Raw genomic sequence first — 20,967 nt, forward strand, 5'->3', positions numbered from 1 at the left:
TTCGTCCACTCTTTCATAGTGTAACTTGCTGGTTTAAGCACACATTGAGAATCCACGGCCATGGACCGTAGCCCGCTTCTACGTTGATGTGACCCATTTTAGGCAACATAACGCAAGGGACCCCTAAATCTAAATATTGAGAAACATCTTCTACCGAACAATAAGGGTCTGTTGAGGATAAAACAAACAGTGCCTTTTCCGCCACCGTTGCAATCTCAGCCAAGTTCTCCGGTACAGGGAAAAACGTCATCACAGGCTCATATTTCAAAAATGGCGAAGGCGGTGCCACCAGAATCGCTCGCTGAATTTTTCGTTTCGGATGTGAAGTCGCATAGTGAAACCACATAATGCACGCTAAACTGTGAGCTACAACGATTACTTCTTCCTCCTGCGGAATTTCTTCAAGAACAGAAGATAAATAGTCAAGCCAAACATCCTTATCTGGCTGATCCTTGTCTGGAAAATCAGGAAAATAGACTTGTTCACCTTGCTTCACCAGCTCTTGCTGTAACCATCTTTGCCAATGATCGGGTCCACTGCCGCCGACTCCATACAAAAGAAGAAAACTTCTACTCATGATAACCATACCTCCACAATAGTCGTATAAAATTATGATTGCATCCTTCTCGATTCTGCTAAACCTTGTATTCTTCTTGTTTTAGATAAATGTCATTATACAGTAAAGCAAATTGAAATAATTCATATTTTACATGAGTAGATGCTCATGACATGTACACAAGTGGCCTCTCCCCCAACTTAACTTTAACCCAGTCAGTGAACTAATAAATAAAGTAGCCATAATTGAACAAGAAATGGCTACCGAGAAGGGGATTGAGATCGGCACAATTCTCATCGCCGAAGGTAATTATCACTGTTTACGTGACGGCCAAAGCCTCCCGTCTCCGTATAGGCTCAGTGAAACCCGCTGTATCTATTAACCGTAAGCCTCAAAAACCACATCATAGTAAGCTTAATCAACCGCCACGACTAGTCCAAAACAGCCGCTAAAATGAAAAAAGACACCGGTTAAGGTGTCTTCACTGATACTCCATATGGAGTCGAGGGGTGGACGTGCAGAGCCACATTTCGGCGGGGGGTGCTGTTGGAATTGTACGCAGTTGCCGGTTAGCAAAGACGTTACAAATCCCTTGCTCTCGCATAACTGGCCCTAATTTGGACCAACTTAATACAAGTACAATGCCAAAGCTCCCCTAGCCCACGTAGGAATCTCTTGTCTACAAAAGCTGATTTGTGAACGTTTGATTTCTGCCACAACCTCAGGTTCACTGGTGTTGTCGATCATAGTGACTTCATCTGAAATCTCCAAAGCAGGCTTGAGGTTACTTAAAGATTGTCCATATCTCCACCGGATATCTTCTTCCGCAATCCAGTGCCCTCCCTGCTCCACTCTTGAAGCTACCCGGTCAATATGCATTTGCACATCCTGCAAACCAATATAATACATGACGACTTTATAACCTTGTTCCTTAGCTGTCTTCATATGACGTAAAACAAAACTTCCCGACAGAGTAGTTTCTATAGCAAAATTTTCTTTTCGCCCGATTAATTCCCTTATTTGCTTTACAGCTTCCCGTCCGGCAGACAGGTCTGCACTTCTGGGATCTTCCGGGTTCATCCTTTTGGCAATCTGGTCAGGATCAACAATGGTTCCAACATAATCCCTCATTTGAAAGCTGATTGTGCTTTTCCCGGCCCCATTAGTACCAGCAAAAACCGTCATTACAGACTCCCAATCAGTCATGACTAACAAGCTCAGTGCGATTTCCGGCTACATCGTAAGTAATCTCGAATTTTTGCCCAGTGGCATCTTCACGTATCCGTTTGCCGTCTTTTATATAATAAATGGAGGCTCCAGCCTTTTTGGCCTCTGCGACTGCATGCTGATTGGCCTTTTTCAATAACCGTTGCAATTCTTCTCTTTGGGGCAGCATTAGGATAGCACCTCGCTCGAATTTCGAATTTATTTTATAATATTATAACACAATCCTTATGGTTAAATAATTCGTCCGTATACGCTACTCAAGGTCTTCCTCTTCATCCACGTGTCCTAAATAATCGCTATACAACTCCATCATCCCATCTCCAAAACCCCAGCCAATATCCTGACTGCTCTGCATTAATTCGTTGCATCGATCTACAAACTTGTCTTCCAATTGATTGTCCACAATATACTTTGAGTTCACCGGTACGCTTACCACTCTTCAGGATACAGCAGCCCGAGCGGTTCTAAGCCGGGACATAGGCGTTCTCTCAGCGGCAACCGCATTTGGTAAAACTGTTGTAGCAGCCAGCATCATCGCTTCAAGAAAGACAAACACTCTTATTCTGGTGCATCGCCGGGAGCTAATGGAACAATGGCAGGAGCGTTTGCAAACTTTTCTCGAAGTCTCACAGCAGGCAATCGGATTGATCGGCGGCGGCAAAAACAAACGAACCGGCATTATCGACATTGCCGTCATTCAGAGCCTCAACTATAAAGGGAATGTTAAGCCCTTTGTAAGTGAATACGGCCAAGTCATTGTAGACGAATGCCACCATGTATCCGCCTACAGCTTCGAACAGGTTCTGCGGGAAGTCAAAGCAAAGTATGTATTTGGCTTAACGGCCACACCTAAACGGCAAGACGGACAGGAAGCCATTGTACGGTTCCAGCTTGGACCTGTGTTATTGAAGGTGGATGCCAAAAGCTTAAGCAACTCCAGAGGATTTTCATTAAGGGTGGTCCCCCGTTATACTCACTTTCAGATCAAGCCTGGAGAACAAACTTCCGGAATTCAGGACATCTATCAGCAGCTTGTAGACAACGAGGAGCGTAATACACTTATTTTTGACGATTTGCTAACCTGCCTGGATGAAGGCCGCTCTCCGCTGCTACTGGTTGAACGGACCGCTCATGCTGAATATTTTGCAAAGAGATTACATGCCTTTGCCAAAAACGTAATTGTGCTTAGAGGCGGAATGGGGAAGAAGCAACGAGAAGCTTTACGCGCCCAAATTGCTTCTATTCCAGAAGATCAGGAGCGAGTAGTTATTGCTACCGGCAAGCTGATCGGAGAGGGCTTCGATGACGCCAGACTGGATACCTTGTTCCTCGTCCATCCGATCTCTTGGTCAGGTACCTTGCAGCAATATGCAGGCCGCCTGCACCGAAGTCACATCAATAAAGAAGAAGTGAAAATATATGATTATATTGATCTGCAGGTCCCTATGTTGATGGCGATGTTCAAGAAAAGAGTAAAGGGTTATCGGAAGATGGGATATAAGGGAGCGGAGTTGTAGGAAAGTGCTTAAGAAAAGAATAGGCGTGTTGAACCCCTTTCCCCAAGAGGGCCTTAATTCCTTGCTGGGAAAGGGATTCTTGAAACTGAAGCGTGGCTTGATAAATCCACAATTCGCCGCCGCGTGATGTTGAGGTTGTATGGGGAGGTGGCCTAAGATTCAACCAGCCTCTTGAGGAACGATTACTGTCTGAGTTGTTAACGAATAAACAACACCATCATCAACCCTGAAACATTTATCACCATTTGATGTATTTAGTTTTATTCGTTTTATAATTGCTTTAGCTCGTTCCCAATACACTTGAACATCTTCCGCTTTGAAAATTTGGTAAGCATCTATCCATACAACAGGCCATTCACCGTTATTAACCTTTAACAAGGCTGGTTCAACCAGACCTCCAAGTGTTACCTTAATGGCTAATCCTCGGCCTCTTCTTCTTAAATTATCGACTTTTTTCAAAACATTGAAGTTAAAATAAGAAACACGCTCTCGATCCTCGGCAAAAGTAAAGTAATCGCCGCATCCTTCACAAGTTAATTCAATTGCATGAATCTCATCATTTTGATGATCCCGAGGATTTTTACAGTGTCTAAAGCGAAAAACAGTGCAACAATTTCTGCATTTCAAAACACTATCACAAGCATCTTTCAACAGTTCCATGAGATCTCCGATAAATTCATTTCGAAAATCTTCGGCATCTTCTTCCGTTAAACCACGAGTTATCTTCATTAGTAATTGGAGAACTGAAAGTAGTTTCCCTTGCTGAACCTTTTCACTAATTAATTTCTTGAAGTCGGTCAGTTGAGCATTGCTTTCCTTCTCAAGAGTCGTCAATAACACATTCATCCCCCCAAATCTATTGATCCTCTCTACTATAATTAGCAAAATAGAAGATTAATATACTTGGGAAACACGAAATGAAAGACACTCTCATCACGGTGATAGAACTTCCAAAAATAAAATTACCATCAATCGCGCCATTTCAAACGTTACTGACAGTACTTTGATTTGCGCCCTTACTGACCCCCTGTCCATGCCACTTAAATATTGTGGTTTTATATGTACAAGGGTTCTAGCAACTGAGGGGAGTCGAACCCCTGTCCGAAGATAACGCTTCTACGAGTGTAGTTAAAATCTCTTAACCAGTTGTTACTCTTTAAGACCTGTCAGACGGATTTCATTTAGCTCCTCCGCGGTTAATAATCCGGATTTGTACAAATTCATATACTCTTGAGATACGCTTTGATTAAAAATCAGCAAATCATCCGTATTAATCGTCACCGGGATTCCAAAATTATAAAGCTTGCGAATTGGATGGCTACCGTAATTCTCCACCACACTAAGCATAATATTGCTTGTTGGACAGACATTCAATTGAATATGTTGATCGGACAACCACCTCATAATCTGAGGTGAGCGGGCTGCCGCGATCCCATGATGAACCTCTTGGAGCCCTAACTCTTCAACGGCCTCCCTTACATCATCAGCAGTTCCGAATTCCCCCACATGAGCTTTTAAAACTAGACCCGCAGATTTTGCGGCTCTGTAGATGGACTTGAAGTATGTAATAGGCTGAGCAAATTCATCACCGCAGATATCTATAGACCGGAACCACCCGAAAGCCAATATTTCTTCGATCCGTCCATAAATTTCATCGATATTGCAGGCCCGATCCAAGGCTAGTTCCGGTAGAAACTGTGTTTTGGGAGCAAAAACGCGATGAAGATCGTCAATTATTTGTGAAAATAGCTCCATTCCTCCCAAAGTATCAATCTCGTCTATTCCGAAGCTTAATACCAATCTCTCTATGTGATCTTCAGCCGCCTGAACAAAGGAAGCTTCAATTCGTTTCAAATAGCCTTGGATACCGGGACAATGGCATTTCACATGTTCAACAAACCAGCTTTGCATTCCAAGCAATGATTGAAAGGGTTCTGAGGGCGGTTGAATTCTAACGTTAGCCCATTCGCCAATATATTGAATCGTCCCTCCACGTCCCGCGTGGTTATGCAAATCGCTTTTCGGAATGGCTTGTAAATTCGATAGAGATTCATTCATCAAGCTATCCATAAAAGTTTGTTTTATAGAGAACTGCTCAAGATCAGCTGACAACCTTAACAACTCCTTCAAGATATTGGAATGATATATAGCCAATATTCCCACACCATGAAATCACTGTCAATGCACTTTGCCGGTCGAGCGATATTCATCGGGGTATATCTCTTGATGAGTCAGCACCCCGTGTTGCCGAGGCTCTGTAACCACCACATACCCTTGAATAACTCCCAAAAACATGAAAAAAGACACCCATTAAGGTGTCTTCTACTTTACTCCATATGGAGCCGAGGGGAGTCGAACCCCTGTCCGAAGATAACGGCACATAAGTTTCTACGAGTGTAGTTACAGTTTTGATGTCACCCGAGTATCGCCCCGTAACCGGCTATACGTTGGGTCAGCCTGATTATCTTCTTCTGCTGACCCCAGGCGGAGACCAGACAGCGTATCCCACTACTTGTTAGCCCCTATCCCTGTCACATGGGCGATGCAGGGTAGAAGCACGCACACAGGTTATTAAGCTGCGAAAGCGTAGTTGTTTTGTTGTTTGCCGTTTAATAGGCTTTAGCGTTGATGAAGCGGACGCGTCCCCACTACTCGCTGCTCATGCTCGAACTACCCCCGTCGAATCCAAGAACGGCCCCTCATTAGAAAAGGGCGCTTCGGATTAAGCGGATCTTCTAGCAAGAGAGATCCAATCCACAGCCTCTAAGGTTAGAGGACTGTCACGAAGCAAAAATCTTACTTACACAGTATAGCACACATATCAACACTTTAACACGTGGGTTAAAGGAATTGAAGGGTAGATCTGGAACTCCAGGAAGAGCCGCACCATCGGCCTATCTGGCGATCTTTTGTTTCTCACGCAGCGCACGCGCGATGTCGCGTTGAGCGTCTTTTTTGGCGGCGGTGTCGCGTTTGTCGTATTGCTTCTTCCCCTTACCTAGGCCGATTAGCAGCTTCGCGTAGCCATTGCGCACATACACCTTCAGCGGCACAATCGAGTAGCCATCCTGCTTGGACAGACCGAGCAGCTTGCTAATCTGCACCTTATGCATCAGCAGCTTGCGTGTGCGTGTCGGGTCCGTCGGGTTATTACGGTTCCCCTGTTCAAAAGGGCTGATGTGCATGTTGTGCACATGAATCTCGCCGTTCCGAATGGTAGCAAAAGCATCGCCAATGTTAGCGCGGCCATTCCGCAGCGACTTGATTTCCGTACCGGTCAGCACTAAGCCAGCTTCATAAGTGTCCTCGATAAAATAATCATGGGAAGCTTTTTTGTTCTGGGCGAGCACTTTCCCGTCTGCTTTTTTACCCATGAAAGTCACCCCTTGAATCGAATTTCCCGTTTGCACGGAGTCAAATGTCAGATCTATATTGTATCAAAAGCAATCCCACGAACGCAAGGAAGGATGATCCTCTCCTGTGCTGACACAGATCAGACGATTGTACCAAGAACGCTAATGGAACAAATAGTACTAAGGATCATTAGTTGTGCGAAGCATATCAATACTTATCTTTAAAAAAAGCGCTGCCTCCTCACACAGGAAGCAGCGCCTTATATCGTATTCAGCTTACTCTTGCGTTTTTTTCTTTTTCTTGCGGCGGCCACTGCCCTCAGGACTGCCGCTTTTGTCGCTCTGCTCCACGTTGCCCGGTGTCACGGAAGGGCTAATAAAGACGCCACCCTTCTTTTTCTTCTTGCGGCGGCTCTTGCCTTCGCCGCCGCTGCTGCGGCCCTCGGCCGCTGGCCCGCTGCCGAGATCCTCGCGGCTGCGGAACCGCGTGCTGGCGTCCACGCCGCGCAGCTCGCTACCCTGCTCTGCTCCGCCGGAAGGGGCGCCGTAACCGCCCTTGCCGGAGCCGAAGCCGAAGCTGATGCCGCGTCCCCCGGCACCGCCTCCGGCCTCTCCGCCGCGGCCACGCCCGCCGCTGCGGTCCCGCTCACGCGGCGCGCTGGTCCCGCCAGCCTCGCCGCGGTTCACGGCCGCGAACGCCCGGCGCGCGGCCTCTGCCGGACCGCCGCCGCGCTTGCTGCGTCCGCCAGCCGGCGCACCGCCGCTGGCTTCTTCCGCTGCGCGCGGCCCTTCCCCGGCGCGAGCTACCGCGCCGGGCTTGCCCTTGCCGGCGTGCGCTGCGCCGCCGGTTTTGCCCTTGCCCGCGCCGCCAGCGCTGCCGGGCTTCCCTTTACCTGCGGCGCGCCCCTTGCCGCCGCCGGCTTTGCCACCAAGCGGCTTGGCGAAGCCGCCGCCGCCCGCTCGGCCGCCCTTGCCGCCACGCCCGCCATAGCTGCGGTGCTCGCCCGCGGCGCGCGGCTTCATGTCGACCAGCTCGAAGTCGATCGTATGGTCGTCCATGTTGACCTTGGCGACACGAATCTTTACCTCGTCGCCAATGCGGAACACCTTCGAGGTGCGCTCCCCGATGAGCGCCATATGGCCTTCGTCGAAGTGATAGTAATCATCGCTAAGCGCGCTGAGGCGGATCAGGCCTTCGACGGTATTTTCCAGCTCGATGAACATTCCGAAGCTGGTGACACTGCTGACCATGGCATCGAATTCCTCGCCAACCTTGTCCTGCATGTACTCGGCCTTCTTCAACTGTTCCGTATCGCGCTCAGCTTCTACGGCTACACGCTCGCGTTCCGAAGATTGCTGGGCGATTTCCGGCATCCGGCTGGCGAGATATTCATGACGCTTCTCTGTGAGCGCCCCGCCATTCTCGATGACCTCACGCATGACGCGGTGAATGACAAGATCCGGATAACGGCGGATCGGTGATGTGAAATGGGAGTAAAACTCGGCTGCCAGCCCGAAATGGCCTGTGCTCTCCGCATCATACTTCGCCTGCTTCATAGAGCGCAACATCATGGTACTGATGACGGTCTGCTCCTTCGTTCCTTGAATCTGTTCTAACAGATCCTGAAGGGCGCGTGGATGTACGGAATTGCCCCGGCCTTTGACATGATAGCCAAAGTTCGCCGCGAAGGCCATGAAGTTCTGCAGCTTCTCCGGGTCCGGATCTTCGTGAATTCGGTATAGGAATGGCACCTTCAGCCAGTGGAAATGTTCAGCCACAGTCTCATTGGCCGCCAGCATGAATTCCTCGATGATCTGCTCAGCCACGGACCGCTCGCGTTTCACGATATCTATAGCCTTGCCGCTCTCATCAACGATAATCTTGCTCTCTTCAAAGTCGAAATCGACCGCCCCACGCCGCATCCGGGCACCCCGCAGCTTCATCGCTAGTTCTTTCATCAGACGGAAGTCGTCGATCAGCGGACTGTAGCGCTCCAGCAGCTCGGGATCTTCGTCTTCGACGATTTTGCGGACATCGGAATACGTCATTCTCTCTTTGGTGCGGATCACGCTCGTAAAGACATCATGCTTCACGACCTTCATATGCTCGTCGAATTCCATCTCACAGGACATCGTCAGCCGGTCCACCTTGGGATTCAGACTGCAGATACCATTCGACAAGCGATGAGGCAGCATCGGAATCACCCGGTCGACCAGATACACGCTACAGCCGCGGTCATAAGCTTCTTTGTCCAGCTCAGAGCCTTCACGTACGTAATAACCAACGTCCGCGATATGCACACCCAGCTTGTAGTGCCCATTCTCCAGACGAGACACGTTCACCGCATCATCCAAATCCTTGGCGTCCGCACCGTCGATGGTGACAATGTTCAGACCGCGCAGATCGCGGCGTCCCTGCTGGATGATCTCGTCCTCGGTAATCGAATCCGGGGCCTGCTCCGCTTCATGCATCACTTCACCCGGAAAAGCCTCCGGCAGCTGATGCTTACGGATCACCGACAGAATGTCCACACCCGGGTCATCCTTATGCCCCAGAATCTCAATGATTTCCCCCTCAGCCGCTGCGCGGCCCTCCGGGTAATTCACAATACGGACTACAACCTTCTCACCGTCAACCGCACCTTTGAAGGACTGCTTCGGAATAAAAATATCCCGGTTAATCCGCTTGTCATCCGGCAGCACAAAGCCATACGTCTCCAGGCTCTGGAACACACCGACGGTCTGCAGTACCCCTCTTTTGACGATCCGCACGACTTCGCCTTCCATACGCCCGCCAGACGGACTACGTGATGTAATGCGAACCAGAACGATATCGCCGTTCATCGCACCTTTCAGGTCATTGGCATTGATATAGATATCGGGATGATCGCGGTCATCGGGGATGAGAAAAGCAAACCCCTTCGCGTGTGCCTGCACACGTCCGCGTACCATATCCATGCGCTCAGGCACCCCATAACGGGCATTGCGGGTCAGAATCATTCTTCCATCCTGCTCCAGCAAGAGCAGCAAATCCTCGAATGCTTTGAACGACTCGCTCTCCTCTATCGCGAAATGGCTCACCAGTTCGTCATATGTGAGCGGTTTATAAGCGGTCTCCCGCATGAAATCCAGTAATTGTTCCTGTGTTATCAATTTCGTCACCTCGGCCCTCCGCAGCATTCTTATGCCGCTGGCATATATGTATGTCTTGTCCTCTATTGCCTGTGTGTATTCCAGTAAATTTTACCTTTATATACTCATACCCTAGTATACACGAAATCAATCCCCGGCATCCCTTTTATGATCAACCGACGGTTAACACAGCACAAAATTTTCTCAACCGCAAAACTTGTATATTCCAAAACAACCCCACAAAGCAGACCTGGGCATGAAGCTTACTCAGGTACTTTGCGGGGCCCCTTTAATCGTATACGTAACAAAAAAGCCTCCGCCCCATTCTATAGAGAACAGAGTGAAGGCTTGCTGTTAGTAATCTAGTCTACCAGAACGGCCACAAGGATCGACATAATGAAAAATCCTGCTGCCAGTCCAACCGTTACACGCTGCAGTACGAGCTCCATACCGCGTGCTTTTGTTTTACCGAAGAGATGCTCAGCACCGCCGGAGATGGCACCGGAAAGACCTGCGCTTTTCCCTTTTTGCAGAAGAACGACCGCAATCAGACCGACGGAAAAAATCAGGAGCACTACTTTCAAAAAGATATCCATTCACTTCCACCTCCTACGTCCAAGCATCACTATCTATGCTAATTTGGGATTCACGTTTCATAAACAGCATTTTAATTTTATCATAGCCAAGATGCGAATACAACCAATTGAGTACAGATAGGCAAAAAAAGCCTGCCGAATCCGGCAGGCTCTATATACTTTGCTCAAAAGGAATTATCTTTTGAGGTTGTAGAAGGATTTCAGGCCGTTGTATTGAGCCAATTCACCCAGTTCATCTTCGATGCGAAGCAACTGGTTGTATTTAGCAACACGGTCTGTACGGGAAGGAGCACCTGTTTTGATCTGACCAGCGTTAGTTGCAACAGCGATGTCAGCAATTGTGCTGTCTTCGGATTCACCGGAACGGTGGGAGATAACTGCTGTGTAACCAGCACGTTTAGCCATTTCGATAGCATCGAAAGTTTCAGTCAATGTACCAATTTGGTTAACTTTAACCAGGATGGAGTTACCGATACCTTTTTCGATACCTGTTGCCAGACGCTCAGTGTTAGTAACGAACAAGTCGTCACCAACCAATTGGACTTTGTCGCCCAATTTTTCAGTAAGCAATTTCCAGCCATCCCAGTCATCTTCGGACATACCGTCTTCGATTGTGATGATTGGATATTTTTCAACCCATGAAGCAAGAAGGTCAACATACTCAGCGGAAGTGTAAGATTTACCTTCGCCGGCAAGTGTGTATTTACCGTCTTTGTAGAACTCAGTGGAAGCAACGTCCATACCGAGGAATACGTCAACGCCTGGTTTGTAACCGGCTTTTTCGATAGCTTCGATGATTGTAGTGATTGCTTCTTCATTCGAACCAAGGTTTGGTGCGAAGCCGCCTTCGTCGCCTACAGCTGTGTTCAGGCCTTTGGATTGCAATACGGATTTCAGGTTGTGGAAGATTTCTGCGCCTGTACGAAGAGCTTCTTTGAAGCTTGGTGCACCTACAGGAAGAACCATGAACTCTTGAACGTCGATGTTGTTGTCAGCATGCTCACCACCGTTGATGATGTTCATCATTGGTACTGGAAGAGTTTTAGCGTTGAATCCGCCCAGATATACGTACAAAGGAATATCCAAAGCTGTTGCTGCAGCGCGGGCTACGGCCATGGACACTGCCAGGATTGCGTTAGCGCCCAGCTTACCTTTGTTAGGAGTTCCGTCCAAAGTGATCATCAATTTGTCGATGCCCACTTGGTCAAGAGCGTCCATACCGATTACTTCTGGAGCGATAATTTCATTTACGTTCTCAACAGCTTTCAGAACGCCTTTGCCCATGTAACGGGATTTATCGCCGTCACGAAGCTCTACAGCTTCATGAGCGCCTGTGGAAGCGCCGGAAGGAACGATAGCGCGGCCTTTAGCGCCGGATTCCAGATAAACATCAACCTCAACAGTAGGGTTACCGCGGGAGTCAAGGACTTCGCGAGCATATACATCAGAAATAATAGTCATTTAAGTTAATCTCCTTTTAACATAGGTTATAGTCTTGCAGGTCTGGCAGGGTACTGACTATTTGCGGCTGGCAATCATGGACTGTCCGGTCATTTCCGCAGGCTGCGGAAGTCCCATCAGATCTAAGATCGTTGGTGCCACGTCTGCGAGAATACCGGATTCGCGCAGTACAACATTTTCGGTGGTTACAATGAAAGGAACCGGGTTGGTGGTATGTGCCGTGAACGGACGACCATTCTCGTCAAACACCATATCCGCATTACCGTGGTCGGCAATGATGATGGCAACGCCGCCTTTGGCTACAACTGCATCCACAACCTTACCCACACATTCATCCGTTACTTCCACAGCCTTGATGGTTGGCTCCAGCATACCGGAGTGTCCTACCATGTCAGGGTTCGCAAAGTTCAGGATAATGGCATCTTGTCTGTCTGCCTCGATTTCCGCTACGCAGGCCGCCGCCACTTCGTATGCGCTCATCTCAGGCTGAAGATCATAGGTTGCCACTTTTGGTGAGTTAATCAGGATACGGGTTTCGCCAGGAAGCTCTTCATCGCGTCCACCGCTGAAGAAGAAGGTTACGTGCGGATACTTCTCGGTTTCCGCGATACGCAGCTGCTTCTTGTTCTGCTGTACAAGCACTTCACCCAGTGTATTGTCCAAGTTCTTAGGCGAATATGCCACATAGCCTTGAACAGTCTCACTGAATGTAGTCAAACATACAAAATGCAGGTTCTGCGGGAATAATGGACCCCGGTCGAAGCCGCGGAAATCCGAATTCGTGAATACCTGGGACAGCTGAATAGCACGGTCCGGGCGGAAGTTGAGGAACACGACGGAATCGCCGCTCTCAACAGTCGCTGTCGGTTTGCCTTCGCTGTCTACAATTACGCTAGGCTCAACAAATTCATCATATACAGAGTTCTGGTAAGATCCAGTAATCGCCTGCAGAGCATCAGTATATTTCGGGCCTTCGCCATAAACCATAGCGCGGTAAGCCTTCTCTACACGTTCCCAGCGTTTGTCACGGTCCATCGCGAAGTACCGTCCGGATACCGTAGCAATCTTGCCTACGCCCACTTCTTCAATCTTGGCGATCAGCTCCTGAACGAACTTCTGTCCGCTGTCAGGAGGAACGTCGCGGCCATCCATGAAAGCATGAATATACACTTCGTGCATATCTTCTTTCTTGGCCAGATCGAGCATAGCAAACAGGTGTTTGATATGGCTATGCACCCCTCCGTCGGATACAAGCGCATACAGGTGAAGCTTCTTGCCGGTTGACTTAGCGCTTCTTACAGCAGCAACCAGTGTTTCGTTCTCAAAGAATTCCCCATCACGGATCGACTTATCGATACGGGTCAGGTCCTGGTATACGATCCGGCCGGCACCGATGTTAAGGTGACCCACTTCGGAGTTCCCCATCTGTCCTTCCGGCAGGCCCACAGCTTCGCCGCAAGCGGTAAGCGTAGTGTTCGGATACTGCTTCAGGTAACGGTCATAGTTCGGCTTGTTGGCTTGGGCAACAGCGTTGCCTTCAGTCGTATTACGCAGACCGAAACCATCCATGATGATCAAAGCAACGGGTTTTGGTGCTGACATCCTTACTTCGCCCCCTCAACCAATGAAACGAACGAAGCAGGCTGCAGGCTGGCACCGCCGACGAGCGCGCCGTCGATGTCACTCTGACTCATGTACTCCGTAACATTCTCAGGCTTCACACTGCCGCCGTATTGGATACGCACTGCTTCAGCAGTCGCTTCATCGTACAGGTCTTTTACAAGCGTACGGATGTAAGCAATAACTTCATTGGCATCCTGGGAAGTAGAGGATTTACCTGTTCCGATAGCCCAGATTGGCTCATAAGCAATAACGACACTTGCAGCCTGCTCTGCGCTAAGGCCGGCAAATGCGCCTTCGGTTTGAACTTTGCAAACATCTTTTGTCTGGTTAGCTTCACGCTCTTCGAGCTTTTCGCCTACACATACAATTGGAGTGATGCCGTGGCGGAATGCCGCATGCATCTTCTTGTTCACGATTTCGTCTGTCTCGCCAAAGTATGCACGGCGTTCAGAGTGGCCGATGATCACGTAATCTACACCAAGGTCTTTCAGCATTACGCCGCTGATTTCGCCTGTGTAGGCTCCGTTATCTTCGAAGTGCAGATTCTGTGCGCCAATCTTAATGCTGGTACCCTTGGCTGCTGCAACCAGTGCCGGCAGGTTCGTGAATGGTGCGCAGATTACGGTTTCTACGCCTTTCACTTCTGCTTGGCCTTTGACTTCAGCGAAAAAGCCTTCCGCTTCGGAAACGGTTTTGAACATTTTCCAGTTCCCGGCGATAATAGGTGTTCTGCTCATAGTAATGGAATGCCTCCTTCTACCTTCTACGTCTTACTTGTCGTTCAGTGCTTCTACGCCAGGAAGTGCCTTGCCTTCCATGAACTCGAGTGATGCGCCGCCGCCAGTGGAGATATGGTCCATTTGGTCAGCCAGGTGGAATTTCTCTGCAGCTGCTGCGGAATCACCGCCGCCGATGATCGTATAACCTTCGGTTGTTGCGCAAGCCTGAGCTACAGCCTTGGTTCCTTCAGCAAAGATGTCGATTTCGAACACGCCCATAGGTCCGTTCCATACAACCAGCTTGGAGTTCTTGATCACATCAGCATAGAGTTCGCGAGTCTTAGGACCGATGTCCAGACCCATCCAGCCTGCCGGGATTTCATTGATGTCTACTACCTTGGTATTCGCGTCTGCGCCGAACTTGTCAGCTACAACAACGTCTACCGGGAGCAGGAAGTTCTTGCCAAGTTTTTTAGCCTTTTCGATAAATCCGAGCGAAGCTTCGAGCTTCTCGTTATCTACCAGGGATTCGCCGATTTCGAAGCCTTGAGCTTTGGTGAAGGTGTAAGAAAGGCCGCCGCCGATCAATACGTTGTCAGCCAGAGTCAGCAGGTTGTCGATAACGTCGATTTTGTCTTTAACTTTGGAGCCGCCGATGATGGCAGTGAAAGGACGTTCAGGGTTCGAAAGAGCTTTGCCCAGAACGGACAGTTCCTTCTCCATCAAAAGACCGGATACAGCCGGCAGGAAGTGAGCGATACCTTCAGTGGAAGCATGTGCACGGTGAGCTGCGCCGAATGCGTCGTTGACGAACAGATCAGCCAGTTCTGCGAACTGCTTAGCCAATTCAGGATCGTTCTTTTCTTCGCCCGGATAGAAACGGACATTCTCAAGCACAAGCACATCGCCATCGTTCAGTTCAGCGATTTTTGCTTTTACTGCTTCGCCGATAGCTTCATCAGCTTTGGCTACCGGTTTGCCGAGCAGCTCGGACAGACGCACAGCAGCCGATGTCAAACGCATGGAATCAACGAATTGGCCTTTAGGACGGCCCATGTGGCTGGCCAGAATGACCTTTGCACCATTCTCAATCAGGTATTTAATTGTTGGAAGGGTTTCGCGGATACGGGTATCATCTGTGATCTTGCCGTCTTCCACTGGCACGTTGAAATCTACACGTACGAATACGCGCTTGCCTTTCACTTCTACATCACGGACACTTTTTTTGTTCATGATTAATTTTCCTCCACACCCAAAATTGGTACAACCACGAATTCATTTAGAAAGAGCGGAAACAAGGAACTTCTGTTTCCGCTCTATAGATGCTGCTTATTTGAAATCGGTATTATTGAGCCAGTTTAGCGAATTTCTCCAAAGTACGAACGAGTTGTGCAGTGTAGGACATTTCATTGTCATACCAAGCAACAGTTTTAACCAGTTGTTTGTCGCCAACAGTCAGGACCTTAGTCTGTGTAGCATCGAACAGGGAACCGAAAGTCATACCCTTGATGTCGGAAGATACGATTTCATCTTCAGTGTAGCCGTAAGTTTCTGGATCGGAAGCTGCTTTCATTGCTGCGTTGATTTCTTCAACAGTTACGCTCTTATCCAGAACAGTAACCAGCTCAGTCAGGGAACCAGTAGCTACAGGCACACGTTGTGCTGCACCGTCAAGTTTGCCTTTCAGTGCTGGGATTACCAGACCGATAGCTTTTGCAGCACCGGTAGTGTTAGGAATGATGTTCTCAGCAGCAGCGCGGGCACGTCTGAAGTCGCCTTTTGCGTGTGGAGCATCAAGAGTATTCTGGTCACCTGTGTAAGCGTGGATAGTAGTCATCAGGCCTTCAACGATTCCGAACTTGTCGTTCAGGACTTTTGCCATTGGAGCCAGGCAGTTCGTTGTGCAAGAAGCGCCGGAGATTACTGTTTCGGAACCGTCAAGGATGTCATCGTTAACGTTGTAAACAACAGTTTTCATGTCGCCTGTAGCTGGAGCGGAGATAACTACTTTCTTAGCTCCACCTTTAAGGTGCTTTTCAGCGGCTTCTTTAGTGGTGAAGAAACCTGTGCATTCCAGAACGATATCAACGCCAAGCTCTCCCCAAGGAAGTTCTTCAGGGTTGCGGTTAGCAAGAACCTTAACATCTTTACCATTAACTTTGAAGAAGCCGTCATGCACTTCAACATCGCCTTGGAATTTACCTTGAGTTGTATCATATTTAAGCAAATGAGCAAGCATCTTAGCGTCAGTCAAGTCATTGATTGCTACCACTTCGATACCTTCTACATTTTGAATACGGCGGAATGCAAGGCGTCCAATACGTCCAAAACCGTTAATACCAACTTTTACACTCATTGAATAGTTCCTCCTAGATTTCGTTTTATTTATTCAAGACAGGCCGTGAGGCTCGTCAAGACAACAATGTTAAGTATAATGCATAAGTCCTTTGCTTGCTCCCCATATTCTGGAATCTATAGGACTGCCTGGATCTGATTGTCAATTTCTTTGCCAATTTCGACAGCAGCCGCCTCATCGGTAACGAGTATATCCTCCTGCCCGAACCGCAGCATCGCATGAATGGCTTTCGCCTTGCGTTTACCTCCTGCAATCCCGACAACCACTTCCGTGCGGATAATATCCTCAAGGCGGAGCCCCATAGTCAGCATGGTATGAACAACCTGACCTTCTTCATTGAAATAATAGCCGAACGATTCGGCAACCGCTCCTTCTTCCTGAATCTCCGAGACTGTAGTCTCATCCAGCTTGCGGCGGCGGGTCATTTCAATGGCATCCCCAATACCATGCACAATAATTCGTGATCTGCGGATAATTTGCACGATCTCTCCAATATTTGCGTCGAGCGCCAGTGACTGGTAAGCATCTTCACTAAGTAAATCAGGCACATGCAGAAGGCGGTAATTGGCTCCCATCCGTTTGGCCATCTTTGAAGCGATGGTGTTAGCCTGGATCTCCATGCTCTCACCCAATCCCCCGCGCGCCGGAACAACCCAAGCGTTCTTATAGGAAAGGGATAACGGAGGCGTGAGCTGATCAGCCATTTCAGCAAGCGTTGAACCGCCCGTAACGGCAATGGTATCATCCGACCGCAGTACACCAAGCAATGCCTTGGCGCCGGCGCGTCCCAGCTCACGCTTCGTGAACGGCGACGTCTCGCAATCACCAGGTACAACAATAACTTTGTTCAGACCATACGTTGTACGAATTTTATCTTCCAGATCATCCAGACCAAACAGGCTCTTGGCGATTGGCTCCAGCAGGTCAAGCAGTCTGCGCCCCGCATCGCTTACGCGCATGCCTACGCTCTCGATCTCAATGAGCCCTTGCGATTTCAGAAGATCCGTCTCGGCACGCAGCACCCGCTCTGTCATATCCAGCGATGCGGCAAGCGTTCTGCGCCCAATAATATCGGACAGCATGATCTGATGTAGAATCGTGTAACGTCTCTTAAGGGTTTCCATGAGATCAGGCAGAAGCTGCTTTTGGATTTCTAATAAATTACGCATGCTTTCACTCCTGCAACTTCGTCTTCCTCTTATTCCCTTGTCCATGGTCTTAAAACGTCCCGGGTTAACTTTTTAAGTCCCACCCATATTCTACCCAAATATTACGCGGAGTGCAAGTCTTCCGAGACTATAATTCTCAACCTCTTTTCATCTTATACATCTGCCGTGTCATGGAAAGTGCTGAAAGTCCTGTGACTCCCGGATAAAAGCCCTGTAAATGAATTTCCCCGAATGCTGGAGGCCGCATATTAGAAGAAGACAAAGATATTTTTACAGCAGAGTGATTAAGCCGTTGCATTTGAACCCTAAATAGATTATAATAATTTCTGTTGCGCCCGTGGTCCAATGGATATGACGTAGGCCTCCGAAGCCTGAGATCCAAGTTCGATTCTTGGCGGGCGCGCCATTAATTTCACTTTTGTACATATTTTAGCAGTACCACCTATAGTATTTAACCAAAGAGCCGCTTGTTGGCTCTTTTTTTATAAACTAAGTTTGACTTTCTTTGACTTTTTGTTTGAATTTGTTTATCATGTGGTTAATACGGTAACAGTAAAAATGAACACATTCGAAGAACCAATTCAAGGAGGTTTTCCACGTGAGTTATATTCCTATGGTAGTAGAACAGAGCAACCGCGGTGAGCGCGCTTATGACATCTATTCCCGCCTGCTGAAGGACCGCATCATTTTCCTCGGAACGGAGGTTAATGACGTGGTAGCCAATTCCATCATCGCCCAAATGCTCTTCCTGGCTGCCGAGGATCCGGATAAGGATATTCATCTGTATGTGAACAGCCCTGGTGGTTCCATCACAGCCGGAATGGCTATATTTGATACAATGCAATACATTAAACCGGATGTTTCCACCATTTGTGTGGGCATGGCCGCTTCCATGGGGGCTTTCCTGCTGAATGCCGGTGCCAAGGGCAAACGCTTCGCGTTGCCCAACAGTGAAATCATGATCCACCAGCCGCTGGGTGGTGCTCAAGGACAGGCTACAGACATCGAAATCCGTGCCCGCCGTATCCTTAAGCTCCGCGACAAGCTGAACCGTATCCTATCTGAACGCACTGGCCAACCGCTGGAGCGCATCGAGAAGGATACCGACCGCGACTACTTCATGACCGCTGCTGAAGCAGCTGAATACGGTATTGTCGATAAGGTTATTGAGAAGACGCTGCCTGCAGGCGTATAACTCTCAGCACATGCAAAAGAGGCTGCCTGGACCATCATATGATGGTCTAGAGCAGCCTCTTTTGTATGTGTAGCAGCAATTCGTTATCCCAGCCGGCTGTAACCCAAGGCATCGAGCTTCCCGGCGATTACACGGTACCCTCTGCCGTTAGGATGGACATGATCCAGTGACAGCAGTCCACGCTCATTGCCGGCGAACTCATAATAGATGGAGGCAAACCCGCATACATTGCTGCTGTAACCCGCAACATAGCCGTTAAACTGGCGTACCCAGTCTGTAGCTTCCGATAACTGGGGATAAGGATTATAGAGTCCAACCATCCGGATGATATAGGGCCGGCGGCTCCCGTTCTTTAACTGCCAGAGTGAACCCATAATCTCGCTGAAGTTTCTTTTACATGCGTAAAGCGCCCGTTCCAGCGCCGGAGACAGGTGACCCGGACGAAATGACACGGCTTTGGCTGCTTTGATCAGATCATTTCCGCCAATGGACAACGTAACAATATCTGCATCCCGGACAGCTTGGCGGAACATGGGGTCACGGCTTAGACGTTGTTCCAATGCAGCGGTAGTTAGACCATTGATACCAAGATTGACCGATCCGACTGGAGCGCGGAGCCGCCGCTCTGCCATTCTGCGGTAAACGGGTACGAAGCCATTACCCGGCAACGCTCCAAATCCGGTCGTCAAGGAATCACCAATGGCCGTGTAGAGATAACTCATTTCCTTCCCTCCCCGCTTGTTAAGCTGGTTTCTCCTTTAGCTTATGAACGGGGGAGGTACCAGGCAACGGGAAGGTGTCCATATACGGCATTAGCGGAGCGGGCTAATCTCCTGTTTTATGCAAGAATGCACTTATTTCAGACTAGCGAACGGGCTGCTTCCATCTGGCAGAAGCTCCTTGAAGGTGAACTCATATTCAGGGAACCCGGAAGCATATGCTGTATATTCATAAATTTGGAAGAATACTGCCAATTTTCCGTCTTTCACATAAAAATTCTTCTCTGTATTCAGGCCGGTGAAGCCTCCCAGGTAACCGCCCTCTGCTTTGATTAGCTTGGACAGCTTGGCATTAAGCTCTTTTTTATAGTTCGGGTTGGCTTTCAGTAAATCCCCGATCAGGAGGCGCTTGCCGTCCTTCAGAGAGAACGTGAATGCATTGCGGTAAGTCATGCCGTGGGCACCGCCAGTATAGCTGTACTGGGTCGTGATCAGACTGAGTATGCCGTCTTGATTGTACGTGATCACATAGCCGCCGTCGAACTCATACGGCCGGTCGTCCGAGGATCTATTCGCAATTTCCTTCTCTGCTTCAGCTGCAAACTTGTTGAGTGTCTGCTTAATTGTATCGTTGATCGTTTGCTGGGCCTTGGCATTCACCAGACCGCTGATCTGCGGATAATCCAGTTTGACCGGTGTGTCCTTACTTTCCTTAACGATGCTCTCCGTCTTTATGGTGATCGCATTTTGCGGTTTGCTGACGACATTCAAAGCGCCTGTAGCCGCACTATAGTCCCCCTTATACCCCAGATAATCGCTCAGCAGATCAAGCGGAACGAACAGCCGATTGTTGATATTTTGGGCTTGATAACCATTTAGATAATAATTATTCACACGGATTGAAATTTCGTAATCGGTGAGAGACAGATTAACCTTCGTTGTTCCTTTACCGATTGTATAGACCTTTTCTGCCTTATCATAGGTCAAGGACATACCCAGTGAATCGCGTAAAAAAGTCACCGGCACCCATACTTTCCCTTCATGGACAACACCAGTCTGAGGTGTAATCTTCCCGTTTACCTTCAGCACCACTAGCGAATGTTCCGCATTTGCCTTAACCGCAGCCGAAGCAGCCTGACTGGTCCCTGCGGGCAGAATCCCTCCGCTTAGCAGAATCCCTGCCGCCATAATACCTGCCCCCCATGTGAGGGCTTGTTTCTTCTTGATGTTCTTCATATGGTTATCCCCTTCCGCTAATACGATGATAGATTTGATGAAAATCCCAGAATACCGTAGAGCAGCCTGCTTGCTGCCCTTGTTTCCACTCTTCCCATTATAGAGACA

Annotated in this window: 19 protein-coding genes, 1 tRNA gene and 1 other RNA gene; 3 read left to right on the forward strand and 18 right to left on the reverse strand. The window is 48.8% G+C overall.

Going from position 1 to position 20,967, the window contains the following annotated elements:
• Positions 1-13: 13 nt before the first annotated feature.
• From A3844_RS11505 to A3844_RS32765, 4 genes are all read right to left on the reverse strand, one after another.
• Positions 14-577 carry an RBBP9/YdeN family alpha/beta hydrolase gene (locus tag A3844_RS11505; RefSeq protein WP_074107483.1) on the reverse strand — a complete coding sequence of 188 codons (564 nt, stop codon included), beginning with the start codon at positions 575-577 and terminating at the stop codon, positions 14-16.
• A gap of 606 nt (positions 578-1,183) precedes the next feature.
• Positions 1,184-1,741, reverse strand: a complete 558-nt coding sequence (locus A3844_RS11510; protein ID WP_244169752.1) for an ATPase — start codon at positions 1,739-1,741, stop codon at positions 1,184-1,186.
• A gap of 13 nt (positions 1,742-1,754) precedes the next feature.
• Positions 1,755-1,952, reverse strand: coding sequence for a hypothetical protein (locus tag A3844_RS11515; protein ID WP_038693014.1), 198 nt, complete (start codon positions 1,950-1,952; stop codon positions 1,755-1,757).
• Positions 1,953-2,036: 84 nt separating this feature from the next.
• Positions 2,037-2,204 carry a hypothetical protein gene (locus A3844_RS32765; RefSeq protein WP_167374669.1) on the reverse strand — a complete coding sequence of 56 codons (168 nt, stop codon included), beginning with the start codon at positions 2,202-2,204 and terminating at the stop codon, positions 2,037-2,039.
• On the opposite strand from A3844_RS32765, the gene A3844_RS11520 reads away from it, so the two are divergent.
• Positions 2,179-3,300: a DEAD/DEAH box helicase gene (locus tag A3844_RS11520; protein ID WP_244169753.1), complete on the forward strand. Its 1,122-nt coding sequence runs from the start codon at positions 2,179-2,181 to the stop codon at positions 3,298-3,300. The two genes, A3844_RS32765 and A3844_RS11520, sit on opposite strands and share 26 nt — an antisense overlap.
• 159 nt (positions 3,301-3,459) lie before the next feature.
• Here the strand turns inward: A3844_RS11520 and A3844_RS11525 are convergent, their stop codons facing one another.
• The 12 genes from A3844_RS11525 to A3844_RS11580 all read right to left on the reverse strand — a co-directional run bounded on the left by A3844_RS11525 (position 3,460) and on the right by A3844_RS11580 (position 17,709).
• Positions 3,460-4,140, reverse strand: coding sequence for a hypothetical protein (locus tag A3844_RS11525; RefSeq protein ID WP_074107484.1), 681 nt, complete (start codon positions 4,138-4,140; stop codon positions 3,460-3,462).
• 309 nt (positions 4,141-4,449) lie between these two features.
• Complete coding sequence (locus A3844_RS11530; RefSeq protein WP_208619418.1) at positions 4,450-5,412, reverse strand: amidohydrolase family protein; 963 nt, start codon at positions 5,410-5,412, stop codon at positions 4,450-4,452.
• 222 nt (positions 5,413-5,634) lie between these two features.
• Positions 5,635-5,999: a transfer-messenger RNA gene (gene ssrA / locus A3844_RS11535) on the reverse strand.
• Positions 6,000-6,194: 195 nt separating this feature from the next.
• The gene (gene smpB / locus A3844_RS11540; protein WP_074088737.1) at positions 6,195-6,674 is read right to left on the reverse strand and encodes an SsrA-binding protein SmpB; all 480 of its coding nucleotides are present in this window, start codon (positions 6,672-6,674) and stop codon (positions 6,195-6,197) included.
• 255 nt (positions 6,675-6,929) lie between these two features.
• Positions 6,930-9,806: a ribonuclease R gene (gene rnr, locus A3844_RS11545; protein WP_074107503.1), complete on the reverse strand. Its 2,877-nt coding sequence runs from the start codon at positions 9,804-9,806 to the stop codon at positions 6,930-6,932.
• A gap of 341 nt (positions 9,807-10,147) precedes the next feature.
• A complete protein-coding gene (gene secG / locus A3844_RS11550; protein WP_074088735.1) occupies positions 10,148-10,381 on the reverse strand; it encodes a preprotein translocase subunit SecG in 234 nt (77 codons plus the stop codon).
• A 174-nt stretch (positions 10,382-10,555) separates the two neighbouring features.
• On the reverse strand, positions 10,556-11,842 hold the full coding sequence (gene eno / locus A3844_RS11555; RefSeq protein WP_036726271.1) for a phosphopyruvate hydratase: 1,287 nt from the start codon (positions 11,840-11,842) through the stop codon (positions 10,556-10,558).
• A 57-nt stretch (positions 11,843-11,899) separates the two neighbouring features.
• On the reverse strand, positions 11,900-13,444 hold the full coding sequence (gene gpmI / locus A3844_RS11560; protein WP_074103414.1) for a 2,3-bisphosphoglycerate-independent phosphoglycerate mutase: 1,545 nt from the start codon (positions 13,442-13,444) through the stop codon (positions 11,900-11,902).
• 2 nt (positions 13,445-13,446) lie between these two features.
• Positions 13,447-14,202, reverse strand: a complete 756-nt coding sequence (gene tpiA / locus A3844_RS11565) for a triose-phosphate isomerase (RefSeq protein WP_074103415.1) — start codon at positions 14,200-14,202, stop codon at positions 13,447-13,449.
• 33 nt (positions 14,203-14,235) lie between these two features.
• The gene (locus A3844_RS11570; RefSeq protein WP_074088732.1) at positions 14,236-15,417 is read right to left on the reverse strand and encodes a phosphoglycerate kinase; all 1,182 of its coding nucleotides are present in this window, start codon (positions 15,415-15,417) and stop codon (positions 14,236-14,238) included.
• A gap of 112 nt (positions 15,418-15,529) precedes the next feature.
• On the reverse strand, positions 15,530-16,540 hold the full coding sequence (gene gap / locus A3844_RS11575) for a type I glyceraldehyde-3-phosphate dehydrogenase (protein ID WP_074088731.1): 1,011 nt from the start codon (positions 16,538-16,540) through the stop codon (positions 15,530-15,532).
• Between the two features lie 116 nt (positions 16,541-16,656).
• The gene (locus A3844_RS11580) at positions 16,657-17,709 is read right to left on the reverse strand and encodes a sugar-binding transcriptional regulator (protein ID WP_074088730.1); all 1,053 of its coding nucleotides are present in this window, start codon (positions 17,707-17,709) and stop codon (positions 16,657-16,659) included.
• Positions 17,710-18,040: 331 nt separating this feature from the next.
• On the opposite strand from A3844_RS11580, the gene A3844_RS11585 reads away from it, so the two are divergent.
• Together A3844_RS11585 and clpP are read left to right on the forward strand one after the other, a co-directional pair.
• Positions 18,041-18,115 (forward strand) — tRNA-Arg (locus A3844_RS11585).
• Positions 18,116-18,307: 192 nt separating this feature from the next.
• Positions 18,308-18,904 (forward strand): ATP-dependent Clp endopeptidase proteolytic subunit ClpP, encoded by a 597-nt coding sequence (gene clpP / locus A3844_RS11590; RefSeq protein ID WP_074088729.1) that lies wholly within the window; start codon positions 18,308-18,310, stop codon positions 18,902-18,904.
• Positions 18,905-18,987: 83 nt separating this feature from the next.
• On the opposite strand, the gene A3844_RS11595 is transcribed toward clpP, so the two are convergent.
• Both A3844_RS11595 and A3844_RS11600 read right to left on the reverse strand, forming a co-directional pair.
• Entirely contained in the window at positions 18,988-19,626 is a 639-nt protein-coding gene (locus tag A3844_RS11595) for a GDSL-type esterase/lipase family protein (protein ID WP_074103416.1), read from the reverse strand.
• A 132-nt stretch (positions 19,627-19,758) separates the two neighbouring features.
• Complete coding sequence (locus A3844_RS11600) at positions 19,759-20,859, reverse strand: PdaC/SigV domain-containing protein (RefSeq protein WP_074088727.1); 1,101 nt, start codon at positions 20,857-20,859, stop codon at positions 19,759-19,761.
• Between the last annotated feature and the right edge of the window lie 108 nt (positions 20,860-20,967).

Source organism: Paenibacillus helianthi, assembly GCF_001909055.1.
GTDB classification, from domain to species: domain Bacteria; phylum Bacillota; class Bacilli; order Paenibacillales; family Paenibacillaceae; genus Paenibacillus_AQ; species Paenibacillus_AQ helianthi.

What these genes read in the sequence shown, in the direction of transcription:
- eno (WP_036726271.1), bottom strand. Translation starts at nt 11,842, where the DNA reads ATGACTATTATTTCTGATGTATATGCTCGCGAAGTCCTTGACTCCCGC.
- A3844_RS11510 (WP_244169752.1), bottom strand. Translation starts at nt 1,741, where the DNA reads ATGACGGTTTTTGCTGGTACTAATGGGGCCGGGAAAAGCACAATCAGC.
- gpmI (WP_074103414.1), bottom strand. Translation starts at nt 13,444, where the DNA reads ATGTCAGCACCAAAACCCGTTGCTTTGATCATCATGGATGGTTTCGGT.
- A3844_RS11515 (WP_038693014.1), bottom strand. Translation starts at nt 1,952, where the DNA reads ATGCTGCCCCAAAGAGAAGAATTGCAACGGTTATTGAAAAAGGCCAAT.
- smpB (WP_074088737.1), bottom strand. Translation starts at nt 6,674, where the DNA reads ATGGGTAAAAAAGCAGACGGGAAAGTGCTCGCCCAGAACAAAAAAGCT.
- secG (WP_074088735.1), bottom strand. Translation starts at nt 10,381, where the DNA reads ATGGATATCTTTTTGAAAGTAGTGCTCCTGATTTTTTCCGTCGGTCTG.
- tpiA (WP_074103415.1), bottom strand. Translation starts at nt 14,202, where the DNA reads ATGAGCAGAACACCTATTATCGCCGGGAACTGGAAAATGTTCAAAACC.
- gap (WP_074088731.1), bottom strand. Translation starts at nt 16,540, where the DNA reads ATGAGTGTAAAAGTTGGTATTAACGGTTTTGGACGTATTGGACGCCTT.
- A3844_RS11600 (WP_074088727.1), bottom strand. Translation starts at nt 20,859, where the DNA reads ATGAAGAACATCAAGAAGAAACAAGCCCTCACATGGGGGGCAGGTATT.
- A3844_RS11505 (WP_074107483.1), bottom strand. Translation starts at nt 577, where the DNA reads ATGAGTAGAAGTTTTCTTCTTTTGTATGGAGTCGGCGGCAGTGGACCC.
- A3844_RS11570 (WP_074088732.1), bottom strand. Translation starts at nt 15,417, where the DNA reads ATGAACAAAAAAAGTGTCCGTGATGTAGAAGTGAAAGGCAAGCGCGTA.
- A3844_RS11595 (WP_074103416.1), bottom strand. Translation starts at nt 19,626, where the DNA reads ATGAGTTATCTCTACACGGCCATTGGTGATTCCTTGACGACCGGATTT.
- A3844_RS11580 (WP_074088730.1), bottom strand. Translation starts at nt 17,709, where the DNA reads ATGCGTAATTTATTAGAAATCCAAAAGCAGCTTCTGCCTGATCTCATG.